We start from the raw sequence: 4,826 nt of genomic DNA, 5'->3' as shown, positions 1-4,826 counted from the left end.
CCCCCGCGGGCATCTCTCAATCAGAGGCGCCAGCGGACACAACTTGCAAAACGTCAATATCGATATTCCCCTGGGCGTTTTTGTATGCGTCACCGGCGTATCTGGCTCGGGCAAAAGCTCGCTCATCAATCACACCCTGTATCCCGCGCTCGCCCGACAACTCCACCGCGCCAGCACAGAACCATTGCCTCATAAATCTATCGAAGGCGTTGAACAAATCGACAAAGTCATTCGCATAGACCAATCCCCAATCGGGCGCACCCCGCGATCAAATGCCGCCACATACACGGGACTCTTCACAGCCATACGCGAACTCTACGCCCAATTGCCCGAATCCAGAGTGCGCGGTTATGGCGCTGGGCGCTTCAGCTTCAACATCAAAGGCGGGCGCTGCGAAGCCTGCCAGGGCGATGGCGTGCGCCGCATCGAAATGCACTTCCTCCCCGACGTATTCGTCACCTGCGACGTATGCGGTGGCAGCCGATACAACAGAGAAACCCTCGAAATCCGATACAAAGGCAGTTCAATAGCCGATGTCTTAAACCTCACAGTAAATCGAGCCCGCACCTTCTTCCGCAACATCCCGGCGGCGCAGCGACAACTCAAATCACTCGCCGACGTGGGCCTGGGTTATCTCCGCCTCGGTCAACCGGCCACATCCCTCTCTGGCGGCGAGGCACAGCGCGTCAAACTCGCAACCGAACTTGCGCGAACCGCCACGGGTAAAACGCTTTACCTCCTCGACGAACCCACCACGGGATTGCACTTTGACGACATCCGCGTCCTCATCGAAGTCCTCGACCGCCTCGTTGACCGCGGCAACACTGTTCTCATCATAGAACACAACCTCGACGTCGTCAAACGCGCAGACTGGATCATCGACCTCGGACCCGACGCAGGCGAAAAAGGCGGCAACATCGTCGCAACCGGCACGCCAGAGACCATCGCCCAAAATCCATCTTCCCACACGGGCCGTTTCCTCAAAGAGTATCGCGGATGACGCGGATTAAAAAGTCGTTGAAAATAAAAAGTACCCCGACAAATATCGCCGGGGCGTTTTTTAATATTTCCCATTCTGTACACAATCGTTCAGACACTCCGAATTGTGGATATCAAAGCGAATCAAAAAAAGATATTCAATGGCGCGTTCTCTACTCCTTTACTCTAATGCCCATTGTCAAAATGTCGCTTATTTGTGATCGTCTATTCCACTCCCATTTTTCTCTTTTAGTGCAGCACGGATGACCGCCAAGTCAATATTCGGATATTTCTCTTGAATTGTCGCAAATACTTCCTGGTATCCCTCTTGCCGACCTTCTTGCCGACCTTCTTCGTAGCGTTTTCTGCGATATTTTTCAATTGGAACAAGCATGAGATTCCTGCCCTCCATTAAAAAAAATGTTAAGGTAATTGCCGAAAGACCTATTGGTCCAATAATTTTTATGGAATCAAAGATCGCCTCATTGGTGAAACCATCTTGCGTAATATGACAAAGGGCAAACCACAATCCAACAGCAAAGAATGCCAAAGAGAGGCCCACAAAGAACAATCTTTCCCTATCCCCAACACTCCAGATGGATACTCTTTCGCCGTCTGTTTTTCCTACCATAATCCAATCCAGTGAAGCCGTGCCCTATGCACTGTAAAGTGTCAGACACTATTTGAGTCATGGAAAAAAAACACGATAGAGCGCACACGCCGCAATAACCGCCGCAATCGTTGTTGCCCAACGCCAGCGGTTGACCTCGCCGATTTTGCTATCCACTGCATCAACACGCGAGAGCAAAAACTTGTTGTCTTCTCGCAGGCCGTTGATTGCTTGAACCAGCATCATTTGAGCGTCCTCAAAGCGTTTGCTGAACTGGTCAAATTGCCCCTCTTGTTTGGCTTGCTTTTGGGCAATGCCTTCAATGGTTTCAGTAGCCATGTGCAATCCCTTTTCTACCAGAGACACAACGAATAAACACCATCTAAACTTATTTTGCTATCACGTCTCCCAAACATATCCAAATCTATTTGATTTTACACATCGTGTCAAATCCCAGCCGATTTTTATTTTTCCGTGATGTGTTGAATGAGGTATTTGGAGATGGAGTCAATATCTGCCATAAGCGATGTCTTAAGTCTGAGGGTTGGCATCTTTGTGGAACACGCGCAACAGTCAGACTCCAAAGCAAATATCAGGCCAATGTCACAGCATCGCACGACAAATGGTATGGAAATCAATCAAATACCCTTATTATGCCTTCAATATGCTGTATTGCCCTCTTGTTTACAACCTGAATTTAAATCCGCAGATGGACGCAGATGGGCACAGATGAAAGGCGAAAGGGTACATTTTGAACCATGGATGGGTGGTCATGTGAAAGATATGTACCGCTTGCCCATTTGAAGGGCCCATATCTTTATGTCTCAAACATAGAGCACGCTCAGGAATGTCTCAAGGGCTTATGACCTTGAATTTGACACGTTTCAAGCCAAAAAGAAGTGGTGTATCAGCTACATAAAACAATAACCCATTCTCGCACGGTGGACCATGTATCTCCTTACTCCTCAAAACGTCATCCAAGGTTCCAGTCAGGTGAATGGGACTTCGGAAAATTATCTAAGATTCTTGCGAGTGTCGCTTTAGCGGCATCACAATGCATTACCAGATCAGTTGTGGCCCGATTGCAAATCAGGCAGAAGCATACCAAAGTGCTACCCGGTATGATTCAAGTTCTTCGCGCAACCGCATGATCTCTTCTATGAGTGCGCGATTCTGCTCATCCTTACTACGGAGACGAGATTGCGATTCAGCGTACATTTGATCCAAATCCGAGATATCTTTTTCAAGACGCGCAATTTCATGTAAGAATCTTTCCCGTTCCGTTTTTCGCTTTTGGTACTGGTCGTAGCCCCACGCTACGCCACCAATTGCGATTGCGATTCCGATTCCGAAAAGCCCAGCAATTTGCAAATTAGTCATATTTCATCCTCCTCTAAGACTTGATGACACGCAAGGACGGCCTAGTAGTTTGAGACATCACCTGCTCATAGAGCGCATCGGTCTCATCGCATGCACGAACCACTGACTCGAACTCTTGTTTTCTTTTTTCCACGATCATGTGAAGACGTGCCACCCTCAGGAGATCTTCCTCAATAGCGACCTCCAGCTTTCTATCTGCTTCCCGCACCCGATCAATGACCCACCGACCACCTATCTGAGTTCCGACCAGAATCGGGACACCAGCGATTCCGAGAGGCGCGAGAACCAACGGCAGCACATCGAGAGCAGACTTGAATGCGCTACCAGCCACCGCATTCGCCACAGAAATGTCTCCTTGGCGTGCGGACTTGATTTCCGAGAATACATCGGCCCCCACGGCCAAGAGACAGAATCCAACGGCAACTCCGTTCTGCGAAACCGCCTTCGCCGCCTCAGGCGTCATTCCGAACGATGCCCCACCGTGATAGATACCAGCGTCCGCTATTGCACCTCCAGCACCGAACAGTGCTCCTTTGCCTGCGGCCTTACCCACTTCGGCCACATCAATCTCGCCGCCGGAGGCTACCTGAAAGATCAAAGTCAAAATCGCTGCAGTTGCTGCCGCAGCAGCAGCACCTCCAGCCACTCGAGTTGCTACATTGCGCGGTTGGTAAGCCATCGCGATATCATCCCGCAATTGTTGAAGGTGCTGACGAGCAACCGGGTCAAGTCCATCATCTGCGTGTTTGACGATATCCTCGACGAGTTTTTCAGCGCGCGAGTCCAGGTCCTTAATTCCGCGCAACCGGACTTTGGCCTTCTGGAGACTGCGTGCTTGAGCATCCGTAAAGCCGTCCGGTGCTACTCGTGGTGTACCGTCAGGATTCACATAACGAGAGTCCACATACCCGACTTTCCCATAGCCAGGCGACTCAGCCATCTGAACCAGTTTGCGGGAGACATATTGACCCGATCCCGTCTTCACTTGTCCGTTGGGCTTGGTGATCAGCATCCCGTCCTTAGTCCGGAATTGAAATACCAGATCCTTGCGGCTCGCGTGATCCGGCGATAATCGAATGTCCTGAACGTTGTCGGCGATTTTGTGTGGGGCATTGGTAATATTCGGATCTCCACCAGTGTGAAGGTCACGGTAGTCTGAGACAGCAACCACTTCCGCAGCCTTGCCGTTTGGATTGGCTCCGGAAACGAGGCTTCCGAGTTCCTTTCCGTTTGTCACCAGCCGCTCACACGTTTCCGGACGAAGCCCATTTTGCAGTGCTGTACCATCACCAACCGCCTGAGCAGCTTGAGCCGCCTCTCGGGAGCCCGCTGAGGCCAGGGGCTGGGTCTGATGGACAGCTTCGGAAAAAACTCGACCTTGATCAATAACGCCCGGGTCCGTAACTGCACGCGGCGTTATTGTCGGTGCGGTCGCGGCATTTGGTGTTACTGCAGTAGCAGAACCGACTACTGACCGTCCCTTGCCCTTTTTGCGTTTATTCGTTTCCATTTTCTCTCCTTCGGTAAAGCGATAAGTTGGCAGGGAAATGAGCTATTGACAGGTTCAATGACATTTGTGCTGCCATCGTGTCATTAGATTCACTCCTCTGACGAATATACCTGGTATTCATGCAAATGATGTGCCAGTATCTTTCTCATCCCTCGGCACTCACGTATATGATTCCCTGCATTAGGCATAAAAAAGCCCTGGCGTGTTCTATCAAACTGGATAGAAATCCGTCAGGGCTTGAGTAGTTTGCTGCCAAGGCGTAAATCAGATATTTTTTTGTTTAGTTTATTCCGGCACTATCCTACATAATCACCTTAAAAAAACGTCCCAACAAGAACTTTTTAGAGG

At 50.1% G+C, this 4,826-nt stretch carries 5 protein-coding genes; 1 reads left to right on the top strand and 4 read right to left on the bottom strand.

All coding sequences use genetic code 11. The annotated features are described in order from the left end of the window. Positions 1 to 1,000 (top strand): ATP-binding cassette domain-containing protein (locus F4Y39_08880; GenBank protein MYC13825.1); only part of this gene is annotated, 1,000 nt, incomplete at its 5' end. A gap of 189 nt (positions 1,001 to 1,189) precedes the next feature. On the opposite strand, the gene F4Y39_08875 is transcribed toward F4Y39_08880, so the two are convergent. The 4 genes from F4Y39_08875 to F4Y39_08860 all read right to left on the bottom strand — a co-directional run bounded on the left by F4Y39_08875 (position 1,190) and on the right by F4Y39_08860 (position 4,478). Further along, a complete protein-coding gene (locus F4Y39_08875) occupies positions 1,190 to 1,609 on the bottom strand; it encodes a hypothetical protein (protein ID MYC13824.1) in 420 nt (139 codons plus the stop codon). A 57-nt stretch (positions 1,610 to 1,666) separates the two neighbouring features. Then, positions 1,667 to 1,954 (bottom strand): hypothetical protein, encoded by a 288-nt coding sequence (locus F4Y39_08870; protein MYC13823.1) that lies wholly within the window; start codon positions 1,952 to 1,954, stop codon positions 1,667 to 1,669. 723 nt (positions 1,955 to 2,677) lie between these two features. Continuing rightward, a complete protein-coding gene (locus F4Y39_08865) occupies positions 2,678 to 2,968 on the bottom strand; it encodes a hypothetical protein (GenBank protein MYC13822.1) in 291 nt (96 codons plus the stop codon). Between the two features lie 13 nt (positions 2,969 to 2,981). After that, complete coding sequence (locus F4Y39_08860) at positions 2,982 to 4,478, bottom strand: hypothetical protein (protein ID MYC13821.1); 1,497 nt, start codon at positions 4,476 to 4,478, stop codon at positions 2,982 to 2,984. Between the last annotated feature and the right edge of the window lie 348 nt (positions 4,479 to 4,826).

This window comes from Gemmatimonadota bacterium, from assembly GCA_009838845.1.
GTDB lineage: Bacteria > Latescibacterota > UBA2968 > UBA2968 > UBA2968 > VXRD01.
This window is presented reverse-complemented; position numbering and strand designations above follow the sequence as displayed.